At 49.7% G+C, this 22,207-nt stretch carries 22 protein-coding genes; 8 read left to right on the top strand and 14 right to left on the bottom strand.

Features of this window, described 5'->3' with window-relative positions:
- Nucleotides 1–194 precede the first annotated feature (194 nt).
- The 3 genes from FH871_RS07920 to FH871_RS07910 are packed head-to-tail and all read left to right on the top strand — an operon-like array spanning nt 195 to nt 3,856.
- Nucleotides 195–1,931: an FAD-dependent oxidoreductase gene (locus FH871_RS07920; RefSeq protein WP_138990886.1), complete on the top strand. Its 1,737-nt coding sequence runs from the start codon at nt 195–197 to the stop codon at nt 1,929–1,931.
- On the top strand, nt 1,928–2,608 hold the full coding sequence (locus FH871_RS07915) for a hypothetical protein (protein WP_138990885.1): 681 nt from the start codon (nt 1,928–1,930) through the stop codon (nt 2,606–2,608). Before FH871_RS07920 ends, FH871_RS07915 begins: the two co-directional genes overlap by 4 nt.
- 3 nt (nt 2,609–2,611) lie before the next feature.
- A complete protein-coding gene (locus FH871_RS07910; protein ID WP_138990884.1) occupies nt 2,612–3,856 on the top strand; it encodes an adenylate/guanylate cyclase domain-containing protein in 1,245 nt (414 codons plus the stop codon).
- An 83-nt stretch (nt 3,857–3,939) separates the two neighbouring features.
- Here the strand turns inward: FH871_RS07910 and FH871_RS07905 are convergent, their stop codons facing one another.
- The 10 genes from FH871_RS07905 to FH871_RS07860 form a co-directional block, all read right to left on the bottom strand.
- Complete coding sequence (locus tag FH871_RS07905; RefSeq protein WP_138990883.1) at nt 3,940–4,353, bottom strand: hypothetical protein; 414 nt, start codon at nt 4,351–4,353, stop codon at nt 3,940–3,942.
- 32 nt (nt 4,354–4,385) lie between these two features.
- A complete protein-coding gene (locus tag FH871_RS07900) occupies nt 4,386–4,829 on the bottom strand; it encodes a hypothetical protein (RefSeq protein ID WP_114405803.1) in 444 nt (147 codons plus the stop codon).
- Nucleotides 4,830–4,873: 44 nt separating this feature from the next.
- Complete coding sequence (locus FH871_RS07895) at nt 4,874–5,434, bottom strand: RNA polymerase sigma factor (protein ID WP_114405802.1); 561 nt, start codon at nt 5,432–5,434, stop codon at nt 4,874–4,876.
- Nucleotides 5,435–5,527: 93 nt separating this feature from the next.
- The gene (locus tag FH871_RS07890; protein WP_138990882.1) at nt 5,528–6,487 is read right to left on the bottom strand and encodes a transketolase family protein; all 960 of its coding nucleotides are present in this window, start codon (nt 6,485–6,487) and stop codon (nt 5,528–5,530) included.
- Entirely contained in the window at nt 6,484–7,047 is a 564-nt protein-coding gene (locus tag FH871_RS07885; protein ID WP_138990881.1) for a hypothetical protein, read from the bottom strand. Before FH871_RS07885 ends, FH871_RS07890 begins: the two co-directional genes overlap by 4 nt.
- Nucleotides 7,041–8,045: an AAA family ATPase gene (locus tag FH871_RS07880; RefSeq protein WP_138990880.1), complete on the bottom strand. Its 1,005-nt coding sequence runs from the start codon at nt 8,043–8,045 to the stop codon at nt 7,041–7,043. The genes FH871_RS07885 and FH871_RS07880 overlap by 7 nt, the downstream gene beginning before the upstream one ends.
- 2 nt (nt 8,046–8,047) lie before the next feature.
- On the bottom strand, nt 8,048–8,905 hold the full coding sequence (locus FH871_RS07875) for a transketolase (protein WP_138990879.1): 858 nt from the start codon (nt 8,903–8,905) through the stop codon (nt 8,048–8,050).
- Nucleotides 8,906–8,979: 74 nt separating this feature from the next.
- A complete protein-coding gene (gene bcp / locus FH871_RS07870; RefSeq protein ID WP_138990878.1) occupies nt 8,980–9,429 on the bottom strand; it encodes a thioredoxin-dependent thiol peroxidase in 450 nt (149 codons plus the stop codon).
- A gap of 66 nt (nt 9,430–9,495) precedes the next feature.
- The gene (locus FH871_RS07865) at nt 9,496–11,460 is read right to left on the bottom strand and encodes a M23 family metallopeptidase (protein WP_229317119.1); all 1,965 of its coding nucleotides are present in this window, start codon (nt 11,458–11,460) and stop codon (nt 9,496–9,498) included.
- Nucleotides 11,461–11,510: 50 nt separating this feature from the next.
- Nucleotides 11,511–12,122 carry a fumarylacetoacetate hydrolase family protein gene (locus tag FH871_RS07860; RefSeq protein WP_138990876.1) on the bottom strand — a complete coding sequence of 204 codons (612 nt, stop codon included), beginning with the start codon at nt 12,120–12,122 and terminating at the stop codon, nt 11,511–11,513.
- A 149-nt stretch (nt 12,123–12,271) separates the two neighbouring features.
- On the opposite strand from FH871_RS07860, the gene FH871_RS07855 reads away from it, so the two are divergent.
- Nucleotides 12,272–13,090 carry a M48 family metallopeptidase gene (locus tag FH871_RS07855; protein WP_138990875.1) on the top strand — a complete coding sequence of 273 codons (819 nt, stop codon included), beginning with the start codon at nt 12,272–12,274 and terminating at the stop codon, nt 13,088–13,090.
- Nucleotides 13,091–13,203: 113 nt separating this feature from the next.
- Here the strand turns inward: FH871_RS07855 and sucC are convergent, their stop codons facing one another.
- Complete coding sequence (gene sucC / locus FH871_RS07850) at nt 13,204–14,427, bottom strand: ADP-forming succinate--CoA ligase subunit beta (RefSeq protein ID WP_138990874.1); 1,224 nt, start codon at nt 14,425–14,427, stop codon at nt 13,204–13,206.
- A 165-nt stretch (nt 14,428–14,592) separates the two neighbouring features.
- Here sucC and FH871_RS07845 point away from each other — a divergent pair, with 165 nt between their 5' ends.
- Entirely contained in the window at nt 14,593–15,258 is a 666-nt protein-coding gene (locus FH871_RS07845; RefSeq protein ID WP_138990873.1) for an ABC transporter ATP-binding protein, read from the top strand.
- Between the two features lie 300 nt (nt 15,259–15,558).
- On the opposite strand, the gene FH871_RS07840 is transcribed toward FH871_RS07845, so the two are convergent.
- Nucleotides 15,559–16,260: a hypothetical protein gene (locus FH871_RS07840; protein WP_138990872.1), complete on the bottom strand. Its 702-nt coding sequence runs from the start codon at nt 16,258–16,260 to the stop codon at nt 15,559–15,561.
- A 175-nt stretch (nt 16,261–16,435) separates the two neighbouring features.
- Between FH871_RS07840 and FH871_RS07835 the strand changes: the two genes are divergently transcribed.
- Together FH871_RS07835 and FH871_RS07830 are read left to right on the top strand one after the other, a co-directional pair.
- A complete protein-coding gene (locus tag FH871_RS07835) occupies nt 16,436–17,497 on the top strand; it encodes a PA0069 family radical SAM protein (protein ID WP_138990871.1) in 1,062 nt (353 codons plus the stop codon).
- A gap of 99 nt (nt 17,498–17,596) precedes the next feature.
- Nucleotides 17,597–18,460, top strand: coding sequence for an alpha/beta fold hydrolase (locus tag FH871_RS07830; RefSeq protein WP_138990870.1), 864 nt, complete (start codon nt 17,597–17,599; stop codon nt 18,458–18,460).
- Between the two features lie 69 nt (nt 18,461–18,529).
- Here FH871_RS07830 and FH871_RS07825 read toward each other — a convergent pair whose 3' ends face one another.
- Both FH871_RS07825 and FH871_RS07820 read right to left on the bottom strand, forming a co-directional pair.
- Complete coding sequence (locus FH871_RS07825) at nt 18,530–19,870, bottom strand: sigma-54 dependent transcriptional regulator (RefSeq protein ID WP_138990869.1); 1,341 nt, start codon at nt 19,868–19,870, stop codon at nt 18,530–18,532.
- A 36-nt stretch (nt 19,871–19,906) separates the two neighbouring features.
- Nucleotides 19,907–20,779 carry an AraC family transcriptional regulator gene (locus tag FH871_RS07820; protein WP_138990868.1) on the bottom strand — a complete coding sequence of 291 codons (873 nt, stop codon included), beginning with the start codon at nt 20,777–20,779 and terminating at the stop codon, nt 19,907–19,909.
- A 300-nt stretch (nt 20,780–21,079) separates the two neighbouring features.
- Here FH871_RS07820 and FH871_RS07815 point away from each other — a divergent pair, with 300 nt between their 5' ends.
- On the top strand, nt 21,080–22,198 hold the full coding sequence (locus tag FH871_RS07815) for a Gfo/Idh/MocA family protein (protein ID WP_138990867.1): 1,119 nt from the start codon (nt 21,080–21,082) through the stop codon (nt 22,196–22,198).
- Nucleotides 22,199–22,207 lie beyond the last annotated feature (9 nt).

Raw genomic sequence — 22,207 nt, 5'->3', positions numbered from 1 at the left:
GGGTGATTAGTCAAACGTACTACAAATAGTTACGGATGTCAACATCTGTCTGAATATTCATTCCGAGTGACTATTAGTAGGCAAACGGTAATATTTTAATTATCTTATTGCGGAGGAGCTATTTTAAGTATAAATTGGTTTTTTTCCAATTTATCTACTACGCAGTTCTCCTAAACCCAAATTATTGCAAAGCTATGAGTCCAAAGGTAGTTATTCTCGGCGGAGGAGTAGCCGGTATGAGTGCGGCCCATGAATTGATCGAACGGGGATTTGCCGTTGAAGTATATGAAAAGAAACCCGATTATGTGGGCGGAAAAGCCCGTAGCGTAAATGTGCCCGGCAGTGCCAGCGGGGGGCGTCTGCCGCTCCCAGGCGAACACGGTTTCCGGTTTTTCCCCGGATTCTACCGGCACATTACCGACACCATGAAGCGGATTCCCTTCAAAAACCCGAAAACCGGGAAAGCTAACAAGCGGGGGGTGTTTGATAACCTGGTGCAGAGCAACAAAATGATGATGGCCCGGTTCGATCAGGCGCCCATCATCGCCCTGAGCAAATTTCCAACCTCGCTCGCTGATCTGGAAGTGATCTACGATGACATCTTCAAGACCCATACGGGGCTAAAACCGGGCGAGTCGAAGTTGATGGCGCACAAGCTCTGGCAACTCATGACGAGTTGTAAAACCCGTCGGCTGGACGATTACGAGAGCATTGGCTGGTGGGAGTTTACGGAAGCCGATGAGCATAGCGATGCCTACAAAGCCCTGTTTGTGAATGGCTTGACCCGGACGCTGGTGGCTGCGAAAGCCCGCAAAGCCAGTACGAAAACCGGGGGTGATATTCTCATTCAACTCGTGTTCGATTTGCTGAATCCGGAAATTCAGGTTGACCGCGTTCTCAACGGCCCGACCAACGACGTCTGGCTCAATCCGTGGTATGATTACCTCGTACAAAGAGGGGTATACTACGAAAAAGGGCAGGAAACCGTTGAATTTCTCTGCGACAAAAAGAGCATCACGGGCGTCGTTGTCGAGGATGCAGATGGCAATCGAAAAACCGTTCAGGGCGATTACTACATTTCGGCCATGCCAGTCGAAGCAATGGCTCCGCTCGTGAATGAGAACATGCTGTACAAGGACGCCTGTCTGGATAATATCCGTACGCTGGCCAACAACGTCGACTGGATGAACGGGATTCAGTTTTATTTATCCGATCAGGTAGACATCATCGACGGTCATATCATCTGCGTCGATACGCCCTGGGCGTTGACGGCAATTTCCCAGCTCCAGTTCTGGGGCGATTTCGAGGTCAGCGGTTACGGCGACGGCACGGTGAAAACTGTTTTGTCGGTTGATGTCTCGGACTGGGAAACGCCCGGTATTTTGTATGGCAAAACAGCGCAGCAATGTACGTTCGCCGAAATTAAAGACGAAGTCTGGGCCCAATTGAAGCGAAGTTTCAACGTCGAGGGAAAGGTTCTCCTGCACGATGAAAGTTTAGTGACATATTACATCGATTCGGATATTGTCGAAAAAAATGGCGTAGCGGTGCAGAATACCGAAAAACTATTGGTGAACTTAACGAATACCTGGGACCTGCGCCCCAATTCCTATACAGAAATTCCCAATCTGTTTCTGGCTTCCGACTACGTTAAAACTTTCACCGATCTGGCTTCGATGGAGGGGGCCAACGAAGCCGCCCGCCGGGCCGTCAACAACATCATCAAACGTTCCGGTTCAAACGCCCCGTTGTGTACACTCTGGGATTTGCACGAACCGTTCCTGTTGTTACCATTTCGGTGGTTCGACAAAATCCGGTACCGGAAAGGATTGAAATGGCATTCCGACGTGCCCAAAACCGTGCAGACGGTGGCCACCGCAAACGCTATTTTTCAAAAAATGAAAGTCGTCGTCAAACGACCTTTTCTATGATTTCGCTACCGGTTACCCGACATCACCAACGCATCCGAACCTATTTTATTCTGCTGACACTGGGCCTGGTGCTGGGCATCGGCATTGTCAGCGACCGCTACCGGCTAGGCTGGCAGTCGGCAGCCTGGCTGGCCTACGGCACCTATGCGGTTCTGGTTTTGTTTGCCTGGTTCTATCACGATCTGTTTCTGCGCAGACTGCTGCTTTTCGGCCTGATTGCTGGCATTGGCGAACTGCTGGCAGACTGGTGGCTGGTTGATGCAACGGGGACGTTGATTTATCCGAATGACGAACCCATGCTCATCCGATCACCGCTGTACATGCCGTTTGCCTGGGCCGTTATTTTGGTTCAGATCGGTTATCTGGGCTGGCTCGTCAGCACCTGGAAGCCCATGTGGCTGGCGGTTTCGGCCGCAGCCTTGCTGGGTTTGTCGATTATTCCACTGATGGAACACTGGGCAAAAGATGCAGGCTGGTGGTATTATATTCATTGTCAGATGATCGGAAGTGCTCCGTTATACATCATCGTGGGAGAGGGGGTTATCTGTACGTTGTTGCCGATTTTTTTCCGTCGAATCAACAACCGGTTGGGTTGGTCTGATGCCGTCGGCCTGGGGCTTGCTCAGGGTGTCTGGATCTGGCTGGCCTACGTGGTTTGTTACTACTTATTTCGGTAGGCCATGATGAAGCGACTCCAGGACTACATCTACGGGTTTATTCCTCCCGAGGCTTTTTCCGACGAAATTACCTTACGCCGGTATAAACTGCTGGCTTACACCTGTTTCATTACCGGCGTTTTTGCCTTTTATTACTCCCTGGATTCCATCCGGTTTTCATTTATACCGGGGGTGTTCGGCATGTTTGTGTTTGGTATTTTGTATTTTGTTTTGCTGTATCAACTGCGCACCCGGCCTTTTCAGTGGGTGGCCAATGGCTATAGCATCGTGGGGGCCATCACGGTCCACAGCATCATTCTCTTCAGCGGAGGAGCGTACTCACCAGCGCATCCGTGGCTCATTTCTTCCCCGATGGTGATTTTACTGGTGGCCGGGCAACGAAATGCGGTTATTTGCCTGATTTATAACTGTCTGTTTTCACTCACTTTGTGGTTACTGGCCGCCAATGGGACCGTAATGAAGATGTACTACGATACGTCCTGGGAGTTGAGTTTTAATGCCAGCAGTCTGATCGGATTGATCATCATTTGCTTCATTATCGTGCTGGTTTTCGAGAATGGAAAGAACACCGCATTGAACCAGCTTCAGGCGAAAAACCAGCAGATTGAAGCGGAAAAAAAGCGATCCGACGAGTTATTGCTAAACATTCTCCCGTCCGAAATTGCCGAGGAAATTATGCAAAATGGCAAATCGACTCCGCACTTTTTCGATTTGGTAACGGTGTTGTTTATTGATATTCAGAATTTTACGGCGCATGGTGAAGACATGACGCCCGAAGCGCTGGTGAATCAGATCGACTTTTACTTTCGGTCTTTCGACAACATCATCAGCAAATACCGCATCGAGAAAATCAAAACCATTGGCGATGCGTACCTGTGCGCGGGCGGCTTACCGGTGCCTTACGCCGACAATGCGCGGGAAGTGGTAAAAGCCGCTCTGGAAATTCGCGCCTTTATGGAACAGACGCGAACCGAACGGGAGGCAACCAATCTGCCTTTTTTCGATTTTCGGATCGGGATTCATTCCGGATCCGTCGTGGCCGGGATTGTCGGGCTTAAAAAATTCGCCTATGACATATGGGGGGATACTGTCAACACGGCCGCCCGCATGGAGCAGCACGGGGAAGTGGGGAAAGTAAATGTGTCGGGCACGACCTACGAACACATCAAGGACCATTTTCAGTGCCAGCACCGGGGCAAAATCGATGCGAAAAACAAGGGAAAGATCGACATGTATTTCGTCGACTAGAAAACACAACGCCCGGCCAATGTGGTCGGGCTTGTCGTAGTTGTAGTATAGCAAAGAGTGAGTCGTGCAAGGCACAACTAATGTTAATTGGGGTTGTTGACCCGGTCGATCAGCATTTTATTAAACATCCGCTCGGTGTTGTGAAGCTCCTGAAGCTGTTGAGCCGTAATCACGCGCAAAAATTTGGCGTTGTATTCTTTTTCCAGATCAACCAGCTTCTGTTTGAGTTCGACGGATTCGTTCAACTCGCTGATTGCTTCGTTACCACCGGGTTTGCTCGATTTGCGCAGTTGCCGGGAAATATCCCTCCGCCGGTCGCTGTATTCGTTGTAGATGGGCCAGAACTGCGGAGCCTGCTCCGTGGTTAAATTCAGGCGGTTGGTAATCAGCCCGATTTTAGCACTTTCTATTTTCTGACGATCCTGATTCTGTGCCGCAGCCGGTAAAGTCAGCAGCAAGCCAAAGAACAAAATCAGTAAGCGGGTGAACGATTTCATAGGAATGGTTAAAAATAAACGATCGATCATAATCAAATGGCTGCGGTTCCGTCTTCTTCAATCAGTTGTTGGATGGATTCCGGCGAAACGTGCAATTCATGAATCAGCGTCGAATCATTGGGCATGTCATGGGTTTTGATCAGGTCTGAATAATCTTCCAGATAGATATCCTGATCTTGCAAATAATCTACCACTGATTCGGTGCTTACTTTGCTCAACAGTTCGGGCTCCAGCGAATCCTGCTTTTCCGGGTACGTAAACCATACCAAAGCCGCCACAAAACCGGCTCCGGCCAGCGTAGACAGGGAGCGTTGCCACGACCAACTGATCGTGAAACGGTGTGACCGGCGGGCGGTTTCGGCCTGTATCCGGGTCGGGAGCGTATCGAAGTAGCCGTCCGGTGTTGTAAACGGCAGTTGCCGCAGCGGATTCTGCCGGTCTAATTCGTCAAGTCGTATTGGTTTTTTCGGTTCCATTGTCTTAAAGGCACAACGGTTTGACAAGCAAGCCTGTATCGGGTTTAATTCGTATTCAGATAATCTTCGATTTTTTTAACCGCCAGGTGATACGATGCTTTCAGCGCACCCACTGACGTTCCCGTAATTTCGGAAATTTCTTCATATTTCATATCATCGAAATACTTCATATTGAAGACAAGGCGTTGTTTATCAGGTAATTTTAGCAACGCTTTTTGCAGTTTCATCTGAATTTCTTCGCCCGACGGGTCATTGCCCGAGGTCACGTAGTCGGAATTACTTTCCAGCTTTTCCATCAATTCACCTTCCACATCGCCAATAGGCAGGAAAAACCGACGGCGTTTTTTATTCAGAAAATTCAAACATTCGTTCGTCGCAATCCGGTAAATCCAGGTATATAACTGCGAATCACCCCGGAAGTTCTCCAGCGAATTCCAGACTTTGATAAACGTCTCCTGCACCAGATCATCCGCATCATCATGGTCGATCACCATCTTCCGGATATGCCAGTAAATTTTCTGCTGATACTGGCGCACCATCAGATTAAAGGCATAATTCCGGCTTTGCGGATCGCGGTATTTTTGCAGGAGTTCCTCGTCAGTCATACGCTGGTTAAAAGTTCAAGGTTCAAAGGTTTAAGGTTTAAAGTGTATATCGGAATCGCGTTCCGGTTCATCTTTAACCTTCATCTTCAAACTTTAAACGACTCTTCTATCCATGGCCCGTTTGGCGGCTTCAACAATTTTCTCGGCAGTCAAGCCGTATTTCTGCATCAGTTGATCGGGTGTTCCACTCTCTCCGAAACTGTCGTGTACGCCAATCATTTCGAGCGGGACGGGATAGTGACGAGATAGTGACTGGGCTACGCTGTCGCCCAAACCGCCGTTCAACTGGTGTTCTTCGGCCGAAACCGCACACCGGGTTTTGCGGACGGAAGCCAGAACGGCCTCTTCATCAAACGGTTTTATGGTGTGAATATTGATAATATCGGCTTCAATTCCTTCTTCGGCCAGCATTTCACCGGCTTTGATGGCTTCCCAAACGAGGTGGCCCGTCGCAAAAATGGAAACATCCGGCCCCTCGTTCAGCACAATGGCCTTTCCGATTTCGAATTTCTGATCGGCGGGGGTGAAAATCGGCACCACCGGGCGGCCAAACCGCAGATAAACCGGTCCTTCGTGATCGGCGATGGCGATGGTGGCGGCTTTGGTCTGGTTAAAATCGCAGGGATTGATAACGGTCATGTTCGGCAGCATTTTCATCATGCCGATATCTTCCAGTATCTGGTGCGTCGCGCCGTCTTCCCCCAGCGTCAAACCGGCGTGGGAGGCACAGATCTTCACGTTTTTGTTCGAATAACAAACCGACTGCCGAATCTGGTCGTAAACCCGACCGGTGGCAAAGTTGGCGAAAGTCGTAGCAAACGGAATTTTTCCACCGATGGTCAACCCCGCCGAAACGCCGATCATGTTGGCTTCCGAAATTCCGCACTGTACGTAACGTTCCGGAAATTCCTTGATAAAACCTTCCAGTTTGAGCGAACCCGCCAGATCGGCGGTCAGGGCGACGACGTTGGGATTGGTGCGGCCCAGTTCGAGAATGCCCGCGCCAAAACCGGAGCGGGTGTCTTTTTTTTCGGTATAGGTGTATTTCTTCATGGTCTAAGCGATTGCAATTTAGTTAAAAAGTAATTCGCACTGGGGCAATGGGGGTGGGATGCGGCCTTTTCGATGGAGAAGCCGTATTTGATCATCCGTCGGGCGAGCATGGGTTTGGTGCCAACACCGCGTCCGGTTTTTTCGAGAAATAAACGACGGATAGCTTCAAACGGTTCTGCTTCCTGTTCAGGATATTCACTATAGAACGGTTCGTTAAGCAGATTGCTAAGTGTTGATGAGTCAGCTAAAAACCAAGCCTCTGCTTCTTTCACTGCAACTATGATGTGTTGCGAAGGATACTCGCCAATCCGTTGACGCGTGTCTTTTACCGATTTATCTCGATCAAGATCCGTTAGAATGAATATATAATCGGCTCCTGCATACTTCAGTGTGTCCCGTTTGCCCTGAATGTTGTGTGGAAGTAGATTGCCGTTTCCATCAGCATCTTCAATAGGCATGACACACTGCAAGCCCGAATCGTTGAGCATATTTTGAAAGGCTTCTGACTTTACGATTTTTACTTCGGTATCACCTTCACATATAAATCCAACGTTTACCATGCCCGTCCTCCATTTAATGCATTGGAAAGCCAGGCTTCATCCACGCGCATTCCGTAAAAATCTTCTTTTTTAAACTGGCGGGTTGTTGTAGCACCCTGTTTTTTTTCGACGATCACAAATTCTTCCGGCTTGACCCGGGCCGCCATTGACGCGGAATGTGTATTCAGCCAGATGTAATGCCCGCGCTCTTCGCACATAATGCGGAAGAAATCGACTAATTCACCTGCAACCTGTGGGTGCAGACCATTTTCTGGCTCTTCGATACATAGAAACTGTGGTTCGTCATCGCTTTGATATACAGCAGTAAGTATTGCTAAAATGTTAAACGAACCGTCTGAGATTAACCCTTTAGTAAAAGGCTTTTCTGAATATTTTTCATACCATAGTAAGGTGTCTTTTCCATCAAATTGATTAGTTACTATATTAACACTTTTAAATTCTGGTATAAATAATTCCAACCACTCAAAAATTTCATTTCTAAGAATATCATCCAGTAGTATCCTTTTTAAAACCTTTTCGAGGTTCATTGCCGAAAGAGAAAGACGTCTTTCATCATTTAGTGGAAGCTTTACTAGTTTTTCATTGTTTACGAATATCCGGCAGAAATTATTAAAAAACTGTTGATAGGAATCGGATTCATATTCTTTTGAACTAAGTTCATTTTGATTCATTTCAAAGGTCGTCAACCCAGCTGAAGTATTGGATATTTTATGAACTATTGATTCTGAATATTCGTCTATTACGTCAAATTCTGGAAAACTTAATTGTATAGCTAATCTTCGATCTAAGCCCTGCTTTCGTAGAAAATTTTCTGGGCCACCAAATAAGCTCCTAACTTCGGAAGTCTTTCTTTTAATATTCACAAACTCCAAAGCCTCGAAAATATTCGACTTCCCCGACCCGTTAGGCCCGACGAATACCGTGAACGGATTGGGCTCGATGAGCTCAATCCGTTCGATGGATTTAAAATTTTCGATGACCAGGCGTTTGATCTTCATACTCAATAATCGGCTGATCCTGCCGTGATGACGAGTTGGTTCAGGGCGGTGGCCAGTTGCTCGTCGTTGGGCGCAACACCGTGCCATTTGTGACTTCCCATCATGAAATCGACCCCGTAGCCCATTTCGGTTTTCATCAGGATCAATGTGGGAACCTCGGCATCTCTCTTCGACTCTTTCAGGGTTTTGATGATGTCATTCATATCATTGCCCTGCATCTCGGTGACGTTCCAGCCAAAAGCCCGGTATTTGGCACCCAGATCCCGATTATCCATCACCAGCTTGGTCGGCCCGTCGATTTGCTGACCGTTGAAGTCGATGATGGCCGTCAGGTTGCCGAGTTTGTGGTGGGGCGCAAACGTAGCGGCTTCCCAGACCTGTCCTTCCTGCTGTTCGCCGTCGCCCATCAGCACATAGACATGTTTGTCATCGCCGTTCAGGCGTTTGGCAAAAGCCGCCCCGCAGGCCACCGACAAACCCTGACCCAGTGAACCGGACGCGATCCGAATGCCAGGCAGGTGCTCCGCCGTGGCCGGGTGTCCCTGCAAACGGCTGTCCAGCTTTCGAAACGTAGCCAGTTCCGAAACCGGAAAGTAGCCCGAACGCGCCAGGACACTGTAAAAAACCGGGGAGATGTGACCGTTCGACAGGAAGAAAACGTCTTCGTCGGTGGCATTCATGTCAAAAATTGCCGCTCCCTGCTCGTCGCGTTTCAGGCGCATGACATCGAAATACAGGGCGACCAAAAGATCGGTACAGCCCAGTGAACCACCCGGGTGACCGGAATTGACGGCGTGTACCATCCGGACAATATCGCGCCGGACTTGCGTGGCAATGTGTTGTAGTTGTTGGATTTCCATGTTCAGCTAAAAGAGTTGAGACAAGAGAATAAAGACAGTGAAAGTCTCCACTCTCTTGTCTATTAATCTCACTTCTATTTTAAAATCTGCTCGGTGTGATTCTCGTTATCGACTTTGGTAATGATGTCCGAAATCATCCCGTTTTCGTCGATCACGAAAGTAGTCCGGACGATGCCCATGAATTTGCGGCCATACATCGATTTTTCGTGCCAGACGTCATAAGCCGTCACCAGTTTTTGATCGGTATCGGCCAGCAGTGCAAACGGCAGGTTGTGTTTTTTAATAAACTTCTGGTGCGATTTTTCATCATCGACACTCACACCAAGCACTTCATACCCGGCTTTCAACAGGTAATTATAATTGTCGCGGAGGTTGCAGGCTTCAGCCGTACAGCCGGGCGTGTCGTCTTTGGGATAAAAATACAGAACGACTTTTTTACCCCGGAAATCCGACAGACGGACCGGATTGCCATTCTGATCGCGGGTTTCGAAGTCGGGAGCCGCGTCGCCGATTTGGAGAGCCATAGTTTTTGGGTTTACAGTCTTCGGATTGGCAAGTAACGGCAAAAAATGCACATTGTCTGCCAAAGCTTAATTTTCCTTCTCCGACACATCCGCAGAATCCACCACCATAGGGCGTGGGGCCGGTGGAAGCTGGGCCGTTACAGTCGTCAGGTTGCCCGCCCGGTCTGTCACTTCCAGCACCAGTGTGCCTTCAAACGGCTTGGTTGGGTCGAATTTGTCGGACCAGATCAACGCCCGTTTATAGTCGTATTGCATCAGAATCCATTCGCCGTTGACCAACGCCCGGATGGTGTCCAGTCCCGATAAATCGTCCTTGACCGTGGCAACAATCGCGTTATAATCTTTGCGTAAAATCTTTACGACCGGCGGTTTCAGATCCGTCAACAATTGAAAAGTACCAAACTGGCGGGCCTTAAAAATGAATCGGTTGTCTTTCCAGAAACCGCCGACGTACGACTTGCGGTTCCCGTTTACGAGATACATATGGGTTTTTCCGGAATTTTCCAGCGGTTCGGTCGGCAGAAAACTGACCTCGAAAAAATCCTTCAACGGGATCGTTCCCTGGTTGATCGACACCCGATTCCCGCCATGCGAAACGGCCAGATGAAGGGTATCGTATACACTTTCGGCCGGAAAAGCAACGGTAATTGCTGAATCCGTGTAAGTACTGGCTTGTCCCGGAATAATCCGTTTTTTAAAATTCAGGGGCAGCACGGTTTTACCAATCTGAACGGAATCCGGCAGATGTTTCTGTAAATCAATGACGTAGTATGCTTCATTGGCCCGGACATACTGCGAGGGGAGTTCCAGCGTAGCACCGCTCAGGTACACTTGAGCCGTCGGGGCCGTCGCCGTTGGAAAATTCCGCGCCCGAATGATCAGGGTATTTTCTTCCACCGAACTGAACAGCGCGGTGGGTAATTTGTTCGGGGTCAGTTTGCCAATGGCCGGATTCTCGACCTCGGGATTGACCGTAAACCGTAGCGTGGTTGTATGCTGGGAGCAGTCGTATAACGTTATGGTCACTTCATGAGGTTGACCGTCAAATAGCGGTAATTTGCCGCGTGTCTGATCAAACCGGTACAAATCCAGCGTATTGCCATCCGCGATGTAACAGCGGTGAAAACGCTGGCCCGTCAACTGCTCGATACCATAGTTCATATGCAGGTTGATCAGCCGGGTCTCCTCGTTCGGAAAGTTATTCATGTTGTAGGCGAATACTTCCCGGTTGTCTAACTGAATTTCAATGCAGGTCAATCCGTTTTTGAAGGGCGATCCCGAGGTGCGGTCGTGTGCCAGCACTTCCAGTCCCAGCAAACCGGACGCCGAAATCGGTTGGGTCAGTACCCAATCGCCGTTGGGTCGGCGGATGGGAGTGAGGGACAGCCGACCCGCTTGCCCGTTCACGCGGGACGACGGGGTTAAAGGCTGGAGCGCAATCCGTTCAAAAAAAGGCGGGAGTTCGTCTTCAATTTCCTGAAAACCAAATAATAACGGGTTGAGCAGGTTGTTTTTGTCGTCACGGATTTCGAAGTGCAGGTGTGGCCCGCCTGATCCGCCGGTATTGCCCGACAAGGCAATGATTTCGCCTTTTTTGACCGGAAACTGGTTCGGCTCCGGGCGCAGATCGATCTCAAACGACTGCTTTTTGTATTGCCCGGCCCGTAGAAACTGAGCGAGCGTATCGTTTAAGGTTTTCAAATGCCCATAAACCGTGGTCAGCCCATTGGGGTGTTTGATGAAGATGACGTGGCCGTACCCGCCGGTAAAAACCGCAATCCGTGAAATGTAACCGTCGGCGGCTGCATACACCTCCAGTCCTTCGCGCTGGGCCGTTCGGATGTCGATGCCGGCGTGAAAGTGATTGGGACGAAGATCGCCTAAACCGCCCGAAAGCGAATTGGCTTCACCGGGCATGATGGGAAACAGAAAATAACCGGGTTGAACGGCCTTTAGAATGTGTTTATCGCGAATTTGACCCCAACCCGCTGCGTAAACAAACAGAAAAATGACGGAAAGGAACCATTGCACCAGCTTACTTCTCACTATTTCTACCATAATCCCTCGGCCTTGGCGATTCACTATTTGACATCAAATTCTAGCATTTTCCGGTCTTCGATATAAGCCGTCAGTTTGTCGCCGATGTGGACGGGGCCAACGCCTTTCGGGGTTCCGGTGAAAAGAATGTCGCCCTGGAGTAACATGAAATAGGTGGAAACGAAGGAAATCAGGTAATCGATCTGAAACAACATCATCGACGTATTGCCCGCCTGCCGGGTTTCGCCGTTGACGTCGAGCCGAAAATTCAGGTTGTGCAAATCCGGGAAATCCGTTTTGGGAATAAACGTCGACATGGGCGCCGAACCGTTGAAGCCTTTGGCCAAATCCCAGGGTAAACCTTTGGCCTTCAATTTCGATTGCAGATCGCGCGCCGTGAAATCAACCCCAATTCCGATTTCATCGTAATACCGGTGCGCAAACTTCTGCTCGATGTTTTTTCCCGTCCGGCTGATCCGAACCAGAATCTCCACTTCATAATGAACGTCGGTGGAAAAATCGGGATAGAAAAATGGGTCGCCGGGTCGCAGAATAGCCGTCTCGGGTTTGGTAAAAATAACCGGATCTTCGGGTTGTTCGTTGTTAAGCTCCTTAATGTGTTCGGCGTAATTCCGCCCGACGGCAATGATTTTCATGCGCTTTAAACTTTTTCTGCTGGCACAAATCTAAACAGGAAAGACGGCTCAACCACAAGCTTATCAAAAAAAATGAACAAAGTGAGACCCTCAACAGTCTCTAATAGGTAGTTTTGACGTCTTAATATAAACACTATCATATTTCAACCATGAAAAGAGCGATAATGGCCATGTTACTGCTTGGCCTCGTCATTGCCTGTCAGAAAGTTCCGCTTACGGGCCGGAATCAACTGGTATTAATTCCGAATGCGCAGATGTTGCCGCTGAGTTTTACGAACTATAAAGAAGTATTGGACACGAGTAAAGTGGTTCGTTCCGGCGGGCAGGAAGATATGATCAAACGGGTGGGCAGCCGGATTCAAAAATCCGTCGAGTCGTATATGGCCGCAAACAACCTCAGCGACCGCCTTCAGGGTTTCCAGTGGGAATTCAACCTGATTGAAAGTCCGCAGGTGAATGCCTGGTGTATGCCGGGCGGGAAGGTGGCCTTCTACACCGGTATTCTGAAATATACCCAGAATGAAGCCGGTGTTGCCGCCGTTATGGGCCATGAAGTATCACATGCCATTGCCGAACACGGGAACGAACGCATGAGTGAAGGCTTGCTGGCGAATGGTCTGATGCAGGGTGGACAGTTGGTGCTGGGCTCGCTATCACAGAACCAGCGCAGCCAAACCAATGCGCTGTTGCTGCAGGCCGTTGGAGCGGGCTTACCGATTGCGTATCAGGTAGGCCGTGCGCTGCCACACAGCCGTGCGCAGGAATCTGAAGCCGATAAACTGGGACTGATTTTTATGGCGATGGCGGGCTACAACCCGCAGGAAGCAGTCAATTTCTGGGGCCGGATGGCGAAAGCCGGGTCGGGTCAAAAACCGCCTGAATTTCTGTCTACCCACCCATCGGACGAGCGCCGGATTCGCGATCTGGAAAAACAAATGCCTGACGCGATGAAGTATTATAAAAGATAAAGAGTTCTTTCGCGGAGTTAAGCGGAGAAGGCAGAGTTGAGCGGAGTTAATTAAAACTCTCTGCTTAACTCTGCCTTCTCCATTTAACTCCGCGAAAAAACTCAATAAACTTTTTACTCACCCATATCTTCCAGCACCTGTTTCACCCGTGCCGCTGCATCTTTCAACTGAACGGCTGAGAATACTTTCAGGCCGGATTCGTCGATGATCCGCGCGCCTTCTTCCGCATTCGTACCTTGCAGACGAACGATGATCGGCACTTTAATGTCGCCGATGGCTTTGTAGGCTTCCACAACCCCCGTCGCAACGCGGTCGCAACGAACGATACCGCCGAAGATGTTGATCAGAATTGCTTTGACGTTCGGGTCTTTCAGGATGATCCGGAAACCGGCTTCTACCGTCTTGGCATTGGCTCCACCCCCCACGTCCAGGAAGTTGGCGGGTTCGCCACCCGACAGTTTGATGATGTCCATTGTGGCCATTGCCAGACCGGCTCCGTTGACCATGCAGCCTACGTTTCCATCCAGTTTGACATAGTTCAGGTCATTGGCGGTTGCCTCGACTTCCAGCGGATCTTCTTCCGTAATGTCGCGGAGGTGAATCAGATCGGGGTGACGATACAGTGCATTGTCATCCAGATTGACTTTCGCATCGACGGCCAGAATTTTGTTGTCCGACGTTTTCAAAACCGGGTTGATTTCGAACATGGAAGAATCCGTTTCCGTGTACGCTTTGTAGAGCGACCCGATGAATTTCACCATTTCCTTAAAGGCTTCACCCTGCAACCCCAGCGCGAAAGCGATGTTCCGGATCTGGAAAGGTTGCAAACCGATGGCCGGATCGACCCATTCCTTGAAGATTTTTTCGGGTGTATGTTCCGCAACTTCCTCAATGTCCATCCCGCCTTCGGTGCTGGCCATGATGACGTTGCAGGCCTTTGCCCGGTCCAGCAGAATACCGATGTAATATTCTTTCGGCTCAGAAGCGCCCGGGTAGTAAACGTCCTGTGCAACCAGCACTTTGTTTACTTTTTTGCCTTCAGGGCCGGTTTGGTGCGTAATCAGGACGTTACCGATCAGATTTTTCGAAATATCCCGAACATCGTCAACGGATTTGGCCAACTGAACTCCGCGTTGTTCCGAACCCCGGATTTTGCCTTTCCCGCGACCGCCGGCATGAATCTGAGATTTGATTACAACAAACTTGGAACCGGTTTGCGCCATGATCAGCTTGGCGGCTTCAACGGCTTTTTCGGGTGATTCGGCTACGATCCCTTCCTGAACACGGACACCGTAGTTTTTTAATATCTCTTTACCCTGGTACTCGTGAATGTTCATATTGAGCGAAACAAGGAATGGTGAAAAAAAAGCTATTTTCGCGGTAAACTTAACAAATTAATCTGTTATAGTTCTGAGTTTCGGGTCGTGAGTTTCAATTTACATGTGATATGAACTTCGTTGCGCTACACCAGAAACGGTAAATCTGACATCAATCATTCTCTTATGGAACCGCTTCTGAAAGCTGTTGACCTGACTCGTTCCCACGGCGATTTGCCCGTTTTGAAAGGAATTAATTTAAGTATTCAAGCCGGCGAGATTGTCTCGATTGTCGGCGCTTCCGGAGCAGGCAAAAGTACGCTTCTCCACATTCTGGGTACGCTCGACCGGCCCGATTCCGGCCAGGTAACGCTGGCTGAAAAAAATGTTTTTAGCCTGAATGAAAAAGAAATGGCCCGGTTTCGGAACGAACGGATCGGTTTTGTGTTTCAGTTTCACAACCTGCTGGCCGAATTTTCGGCCCTGGAAAATGTTTGTTTGCCCGGCTATATTGCTGGTCATGAGGACAAAAAGGTGCGGGAGCGAGCCGAAGAATTATTAAATATTCTGGGAGTGAGTGACCGGAAGCACCATTTACCGTCTCAATTATCAGGAGGGGAACAACAACGGACGGCTGTAGCCCGGGCGCTAATCAATACCCCCGCCATTATTTTTGCCGACGAACCCAGTGGCAACCTCGATTCGCACAATGCCGAGGAACTGCACAAGCTCTTTTTTCGGCTGCGGGATGAGTTGGGACAGACATTCGTGATTGTAACGCATAACGATTTGTTGGCCAACATGGCCGACCGGAAGCTAACAATTCGCGACGGGTCCATATTGGCTGAATAATAATGAGTATTAGTACTTATTTTTATAGTGCTTTGTCGGTTTTTGTGAATGGTTTAATAAGTTGATTGTGAGGGCGTAATGAGAGGTAAATTGATCATGTAAAATTTTTTTAACCTTTTTGGATTTTATATTATAACTAATAGTATATATTTGCATCGAAAAGAAAAGTTTTTCATAACGTTGAGTAAATCAGAAAGCCATGAGGGAAATCCCGCATGGCTTTTTTGTTTCCGGTAAGTGATTTTACTTACCGGCCAATGGCTTTAAATTTCTAGTAATCTCAAGACCCACCCGCAGAAGTTACCGCTTGAATTCTTTTAATCGCTGTAAAATGGCGAAGGTCAATTCGTACTCGCTGGATTGCAGGACGAACATATCGTCGAAGCGGCAGAAATCCTTAAATTTTGTGAGTTCATCCCCCGACAGATCGGTTGCCCGGCCAGCCACCAGATCGAAGCGGTACGACGCCAGTTTGTGCCGGCGGTCTTCCTGCATCAACACCAGCGCTTTGCGATCCGACTTGGCCCGCTTGCTGAAAGCTTCATAGAGCAGCGTAATCACCGAACCGGAAGCCACCCGGTCGAGCACCTGTTCGCCCGACACCCCGCGCTTCGCTTCCGGCTCCGCAAGCAGGATTTCGAGTTCCCGCTTGAGTTCGGCCTCCTGCTTGCCCCGCACGGTTACTTCCGCCAGTTCGATGACGTTATCAGCCAGTTGCCGCTTGATTCGCATGATGGGCTGTTGCGTGGTTCCGTCCCACAGAAAAGCCATCCGTCCGTGGGTGGGGCTGGTGATAACCACCGAATCTCCCGGTTTCACCTGGAGGTAATAATTACCAATCTGATTGGTGCGTCCAACGGCCAGTGAACGTTTGTTGATGACGCTGGCGTTGGTTACACCCCGGCCCGTTTCCTGATCCAGTACTTTGCCGATAATGTACTTCGGCGTTTGGGCCAGCGACGCAATGGAGATAAAAAGGAAGAAGAATAATAAAAGTTTCATAATCGACCGCAAGTTCGATATAAACAAAAAGGTAGACAAAGTAAGAGGGTTATTTAAGAAAAATTAACAGGCGAAGGCGTACAAATTCTCCGCCAGGAAAATAAAATATATTTTAGTTGTATGGTATATATTTTACTTATATTATTACGGGCAGAACTGCTGGAGACTCAAGGATATGAAAAACGACTATTTAAAAGGGCGTGGAGCCCAGTTTAATGCCCCTAATCGCTTTCAGGCCTTGCGGATAGAACCCGACGAGGAACAGAATGTTCCCGACGACGATTTTCCGGAGCCAACCGTTCGAACGCAATTTTTTGAAGAAAACCCCAAACAGATTGTCAGCCGACCCAATAGCCCGGACATCGGTTTTATTGCTTCGGTAAACCCGTATATGGGTTGCGAACACGGCTGTATTTACTGCTATGCCCGGAACTCGCACGAGTTTTGGGGTTTTTCGGCGGGGCTTGATTTCGAGAGCAAGATCATGGTTAAAAAAAATGCACCGGTCTTGCTGGAAAAGGAGTTTCTCTCCAAAAATTACGAGCCGGAAGTCATTCATTTGTCTGGCAATACGGATTGCTACCAGCCTGCCGAGCGTCGGTTTCAATTGACCCGCCGAATTCTGGAACAGTGCCTGATGTACCGAAATCCGGTCAGCATCATTACGAAAAATGCGCTCATCTTGCGGGATAAAGACCTGTTGCAGCAGTTGGCTGCTCAGAATCTCGTGATGGTTTTGATCACCATTACAACCCTGGACGATAAGCTTCGGATGTTGATGGAACCCCGGACGGTGACGGCCAAACGGCGGTTGCAGGTCGTGGCTGAACTTACGAAAGCCGGCATTCCGGTGGGCGTGATGACGGCGCCGATTATTCCCGGACTGACCGATCAGGAGATTCCAAAGCTGATCGAAGCGGCTGCCCGACACGGGGCATCGTGTGCGGGATACACCATTGTACGCCTGAATGGCGCCATTGGGCCTTTGTTTGAAGACTGGATTCGCAAAAATTACCCGGATCGGGCCGACAAAGTGCTGAATCAGATTCGCGAGTGCCACGGCGGACAGTTGAACGATTCGCGGTTTGGAACCCGGATGTCGGGCGAGGGCAAGTATGCCGAACAGATCCGGCAGTTTCACGAGATTGCCATCCAGAAATACATGCCCAACCATGCTTTCCCGAAACTGGACACGACCCGTTTCCTTCGAAAAAGACAACTGAATTTGTTTGGTTAAAGCCCCTGTGCGCCGACTTTCCGTCAGTTTTTGCAAAATAAAAAACCGTCTGCCGAAAGCTTACGTAAGTATGGCATAACTTTTTAATCAATCAACGTTATGAGTTACATTCAAGCTGGAACCGGTCGCAATGGCGAGCCGGTCAATCTGTTCTATCAGGACTGGGGTACGGGAAATCCCGTCGTGTTGATTCACGGCTGGCCGTTGAGCCACGAGATGTGGGAGTATCAATTGACTGAATTGCCCAAACACGGGCTGCGCTGCATTGCTTATGACCGCCGGGGATTTGGAAAGTCGTCGAAACCCTGGGATGGATATGATTACGATACGTTAGCCGCCGATTTAAAGGCGGTTCTGGACGAACTGGATTTGCAGAACGTGACCCTGGTTGGTTTTTCGATGGGCGGGGGCGAAATTGTCCGGTATCTGAGCCGGTATGGCTCGGATCGGGTTTCAAAAATTGTGCTGGTGAGTGCCGTAACGCCTTACATGCTGAAAACGGAAGACAATCCGGACGGCGTCGATCAATCGGTGTTTGACGAAATGCTGGAGAAAATGCAAGCCGACCGGGCGGACTTTTTAGCCTCGTTTGGCAAACAGTTCTATGGGGTCAGCATGCTGAATCATCCGGTAAGTGATTCGCATCTCAAGTGGGACCAAACGCTGGCGTTGCTGGGTTCACCCCAGGCGACAATTGAATGCGCGAAGGCCTTTTCGAGTACAGATTTCCGCTCAGACCTGGCAGCCGTTACGGTCCCAACGCTCATCATTCACGGTGATGCCGATCAGACTGTACCCTTCGAATCTTCCGGTCAGAAAACGCACGAACTGATTCCACAATCGCAATTGTTGGTGTATGAAGGCGAACCGCACGGTTTGTATTTTACGCAAAAAGACGAATTGAATGAAGACCTCCTTTCGTTCATTACGTCGAACACCGCAGTGACGGAAACGACTTATTAGTTAAGAGTTAAGAGTTAAGAGTTAAGAGTGAAGAGTTGGCTACCGCGTTTAACTCTTCACTCTTAACTCTTAACTAATCTGGTATTCGGCTATTTTTCGGTACAACGTGGTCAGGCCGATGTTGAGAAGCCGGGCGGCTTCGGTTTTGTTGCCATTGGTATGGTGGAGAACATGCCGGATGTGGTTTTCTTCGACCTGAGCCAGATCAAAAACCGGTCCGGTAGGCGTAAATTTCCCGGCATAAAGTAGATCGTAGGGCAGCAGTTCCGGGGTTAATTCCGTTCCATCGGCGAGAATAACCGCCCGCTCAATCACATTTTTTAGCTCCCGAATATTTCCCTTCCAATCGTGTTGCTGCAACTTTTGCTGAAAATCCGGACGGAGTAATACGTCACGTTTTCCAATTTTTAGCGCACTCTGCCGGGCGAATTGCTCCGCCAAAGCCGGAATGTCGTCGCGCCGGTCACGCAGCGAAGGCAACTCGATCCGGAATACCGACAGCCGGTAATACAGATCGAGTCGAAATTGTCCGGCAGTGGCTTCCCGTTCCAAATCGCGGTTGGTGGCGGCCACAACGCGCACATCCACTTTTGTCGGTTTGGTATCGCCAACCCGGATAAACTCGTGCATTTCCAGCACGCGAAGCAATTTGGCCTGTAGATCAAGCGCCATTTCGCCGATTTCATCCAGAAAAATAGTGCCTTTGCTGGCCTCTTCGAACAGTCCTTTTTTGTCACGGGACGCTCCGGTGAAAGACCCGGCGCGGTGGCCAAAGAGTTCACTTTCCAGAATTTCTTTTCCCAGCGCACTGCAATTGACTGCTACGAACCCGCCCGACCGCCTGGGGCTGGCCTGATGGATCGCCTGTGCAAACACTTCTTTTCCCGTTCCGGTTTCGCCGGTCAGCAACACGGTTGTGTCGGTCACCGCCACTTTTCGGGCCAGGTCAACGGCTTGCTTGATGGGTTTCGATTCGCCGATAATGCTCTCAAAACCATAGCGTTTGCTGACTTTTTCTTCCAGTTGCCGAATCCGGAACTGCAACTGCGCCTTTTCAATGGCCCGGCTGACGAGCGGAATGATGCGATCGTTGTCATCGCCTTTCGTGATGTAATCGAAAGCGCCGTTTTTAATAGCGGTAACGCCATCGGCAATGGTGCCGAATGCGGTCAGAACAATGATTTCGGTGGCGGGATACTGTTGCCTGATCTGGGCGGTGAGGTCGATGCCGTTTTTGTCCGGCAATTTGACATCGCTGATCACCAGATGAATATCTTCCTGTTCCAGCACCCGAAGGCCGTTGCGGGCGTTGTTGGCTTCCAGAACGTGATACCCTTCAAGGCTGAGGAGTCGGGCCAGGAGTTGGCGGAGACGGTCTTCGTCGTCGATAATGAGAATAGTGCCTTGCATGGGGCAAAGATAGCAAAACAAGGCTGTTGGACGTTGTTAGACCGCCCGAACGGTGCGGACATATTCCGACGGTGTCTGCCCGGTAATGCCTTTGAACTGGCGGTTGAAGTTGGAAAGGGTGCGGTAGCCACTTTCGTAACTAACTTGTGTGACCGTCAATTTGCCTTCCATCAGCAATTTGCAGGAATGGCCAATGCGGATTTCCGATACAAATTCCGAAAACGTTTTGTTGGCCCGCGCTTTAAAGTAGCGACAGAAAGCCGGAGGGGTCATCCCCGCCAGATCGGCCACGGAATCCAGACTGATGTCGTCGTGAAAATGACCCAGCACGTAATTATGCACCTGTTGCATCCGGTCGGTCTCCGACGGTTTCACCGTGTTGGTATACCCAAGGCTGGTAATATACCGGTAGTCGACGGCGTGGGAGAGTTCGTCTAGCAGGCTGAGCAAAGTCATCACACGATTGAAATTGACCGGTTGGCTGGCTAGAATCTGCAGGGCCTCCTGCACCCGTTTCAGGGTCGGACCGGTCCATTCCAGGCCCCGGCGGGCGTGTTCGAGCAACTGTTGGATCAGGTTCATTTCCGGTTTGTCAAAAAAGTGATCACCCAGAAAATCCTCTGGAAAATAAACGACAATGCCCCGGGTTACCAGACCGGAATCGCGCTGAAAAAACGCGTGATCGCTGCGCCAGAGATGCGGCAAATTTGGCCCCAGAAAAACCAGATCACCCTCCGAAAAGGGCTTGATCGAGTCGCCAATAAACCGGGTTCCGGTTCCTTCCACCACCAGAAACAACTGGTAGTGGGGGTGAAAATGCCAGTTGGGATCGAAGTGTGGTTCAACAAGCTCCTTCACAATGAAGGAAGAAGCAACGGGTTCCAGGTCTTTTCGCAGGGCAATTCGCATAAGTTTGCTCTCTTTTGCTGTCTTTCACAAATTTATCAAACTTTTTTAGTTAAAATACAATCGGTATTTGGCAAGAAAAGCCGAGAAGAATCGTAAATTGTTGCTTACTTTTGTAGTAATTGATTGAGAATAAATAGGAATAAGCCGGAATCAATGGGCTTATTCACCCCAAAAATTTTGCAACAAACAACCCAAATTATTAATTAATTTCATCACTCCACGGCTGCCACTCGTTAAAGTTGGTTGCAGACCGGTTCTAAATCCAAAAGAGAGACGGGTCGGAAAATCCGTTCTACCAGTATGAAAATCAATATTGCCATCGTCGGACTGGGCTTCGGAGCCGAGTTCATCCCCATTTATCAGCGTCACCCGCATACGAATATGTATGCCATTTGCCAGCGCAATACGGAAAAACTCAATGAAATCGGTGATGCGTTCGGCATCGAAAAACGCTACAGTAACATCGACGACCTGCTGGCTGATCCCAACGTGGACGCCGTTCACATCAATTCGCCGATTCACAACCACGCCGAACAGACCCTGAAAGCCCTGCGTGCCGGAAAACACGTGGCCTGCACGGTTCCGATGGCAACTTCGGTGGAAGAGTGTATGGAAATTGTGAAAACCTGCAACGAAACCGGCAAGAAATACATGATGATGGAAACCGTGGTATACAGCCGCGAGTTTCTGTTTGTCAAGGAGTTATATGAAAAAGGGGAATTAGGGAAAATTCAGTTTCTGAAAGCCAGCCACCAGCAGGACATGGACGGCTGGCCCGGCTACTGGCCCGGTTTGCCACCCATGCACTACGCTACCCACTGCGTTGGCCCGGTGGCCGGTTTGCTGCAACTGGAAGCCGAATACGTGTCGTGCTTCGGTTCAGGAACGATTCGGGAAGAGTTGATTCCGCATTACAATTCTCCATTTGCGGTTGAATCGGCCCACATCAAGTTCAAAGACAGCGACTTATCGGCCTATGTCTACCGGTCGCTGTTCGATACCGCCCGCCAATACCGCGAAAGTTTTGAAGTCTACGGCTCGCTGAAATCGTTTGAATGGCCGCTGATCGAAGGCGAAGACCCGGTTATTCATACCGCCAAAAAGCCCGAGCCTGAGATTCCGGAACGGGTGAAAGTGCCGGATTTTGCGCACTATCTGCCCGCTGAAATTCAGTCATTCACGACGCAGGGGGTTTACAATGAGGAAGATAACGCCCACTTATCCTTCATTCAGGGGAGTGGTCACGGCGGTTCACACCCGCACATGGTGCACGAATTTGTGTCGGCTATTGTCGAAGACCGCGACCCGTTCCCCAATGCCGTGCAATCGGCCAACTGGACAAGCGTCGGCATTCTGGCGCACGACTCGGCGATGGAAGGCGGTAAGCTGAAGAATCTGCCGGATTTTGGGAGTTTATAAAACCACGCG

Origin of the sequence: Larkinella sp. C7, from assembly GCF_006149005.1 — a bacterium.
In the GTDB taxonomy this organism is placed as follows: domain Bacteria; phylum Bacteroidota; class Bacteroidia; order Cytophagales; family Spirosomataceae; genus Larkinella.
Note: the sequence above shows the minus strand (reverse complement) of the source record. Positions and strands in the feature narration are given on the sequence as shown.

What these genes read in the sequence shown, in the direction of transcription:
- FH871_RS07830 (WP_138990870.1), top strand. Translation starts at nt 17,597, where the DNA reads ATGAGTTACATTCAAGCTGGAACCGGTCGCAATGGCGAGCCGGTCAAT.
- FH871_RS07910 (WP_138990884.1), top strand. Translation starts at nt 2,612, where the DNA reads ATGATGAAGCGACTCCAGGACTACATCTACGGGTTTATTCCTCCCGAG.
- FH871_RS07880 (WP_138990880.1), bottom strand. Translation starts at nt 8,045, where the DNA reads ATGAAGATCAAACGCCTGGTCATCGAAAATTTTAAATCCATCGAACGG.
- FH871_RS07840 (WP_138990872.1), bottom strand. Translation starts at nt 16,260, where the DNA reads ATGAAACTTTTATTATTCTTCTTCCTTTTTATCTCCATTGCGTCGCTG.
- FH871_RS07815 (WP_138990867.1), top strand. Translation starts at nt 21,080, where the DNA reads ATGAAAATCAATATTGCCATCGTCGGACTGGGCTTCGGAGCCGAGTTC.
- FH871_RS07920 (WP_138990886.1), top strand. Translation starts at nt 195, where the DNA reads ATGAGTCCAAAGGTAGTTATTCTCGGCGGAGGAGTAGCCGGTATGAGT.
- bcp (WP_138990878.1), bottom strand. Translation starts at nt 9,429, where the DNA reads ATGGCTCTCCAAATCGGCGACGCGGCTCCCGACTTCGAAACCCGCGAT.
- FH871_RS07890 (WP_138990882.1), bottom strand. Translation starts at nt 6,487, where the DNA reads ATGAAGAAATACACCTATACCGAAAAAAAAGACACCCGCTCCGGTTTT.
- FH871_RS07860 (WP_138990876.1), bottom strand. Translation starts at nt 12,122, where the DNA reads ATGAAAATCATTGCCGTCGGGCGGAATTACGCCGAACACATTAAGGAG.
- FH871_RS07845 (WP_138990873.1), top strand. Translation starts at nt 14,593, where the DNA reads ATGGAACCGCTTCTGAAAGCTGTTGACCTGACTCGTTCCCACGGCGAT.
- FH871_RS07915 (WP_138990885.1), top strand. Translation starts at nt 1,928, where the DNA reads ATGATTTCGCTACCGGTTACCCGACATCACCAACGCATCCGAACCTAT.
- FH871_RS07825 (WP_138990869.1), bottom strand. Translation starts at nt 19,870, where the DNA reads ATGCAAGGCACTATTCTCATTATCGACGACGAAGACCGTCTCCGCCAA.
- FH871_RS07905 (WP_138990883.1), bottom strand. Translation starts at nt 4,353, where the DNA reads ATGAAATCGTTCACCCGCTTACTGATTTTGTTCTTTGGCTTGCTGCTG.
- FH871_RS07900 (WP_114405803.1), bottom strand. Translation starts at nt 4,829, where the DNA reads ATGGAACCGAAAAAACCAATACGACTTGACGAATTAGACCGGCAGAAT.
- FH871_RS07875 (WP_138990879.1), bottom strand. Translation starts at nt 8,905, where the DNA reads ATGGAAATCCAACAACTACAACACATTGCCACGCAAGTCCGGCGCGAT.
- FH871_RS07895 (WP_114405802.1), bottom strand. Translation starts at nt 5,434, where the DNA reads ATGACTGACGAGGAACTCCTGCAAAAATACCGCGATCCGCAAAGCCGG.
- sucC (WP_138990874.1), bottom strand. Translation starts at nt 14,427, where the DNA reads ATGAACATTCACGAGTACCAGGGTAAAGAGATATTAAAAAACTACGGT.
- FH871_RS07835 (WP_138990871.1), top strand. Translation starts at nt 16,436, where the DNA reads ATGAAAAACGACTATTTAAAAGGGCGTGGAGCCCAGTTTAATGCCCCT.
- FH871_RS07820 (WP_138990868.1), bottom strand. Translation starts at nt 20,779, where the DNA reads ATGCGAATTGCCCTGCGAAAAGACCTGGAACCCGTTGCTTCTTCCTTC.
- FH871_RS07885 (WP_138990881.1), bottom strand. Translation starts at nt 7,047, where the DNA reads ATGGTAAACGTTGGATTTATATGTGAAGGTGATACCGAAGTAAAAATC.
- FH871_RS07855 (WP_138990875.1), top strand. Translation starts at nt 12,272, where the DNA reads ATGAAAAGAGCGATAATGGCCATGTTACTGCTTGGCCTCGTCATTGCC.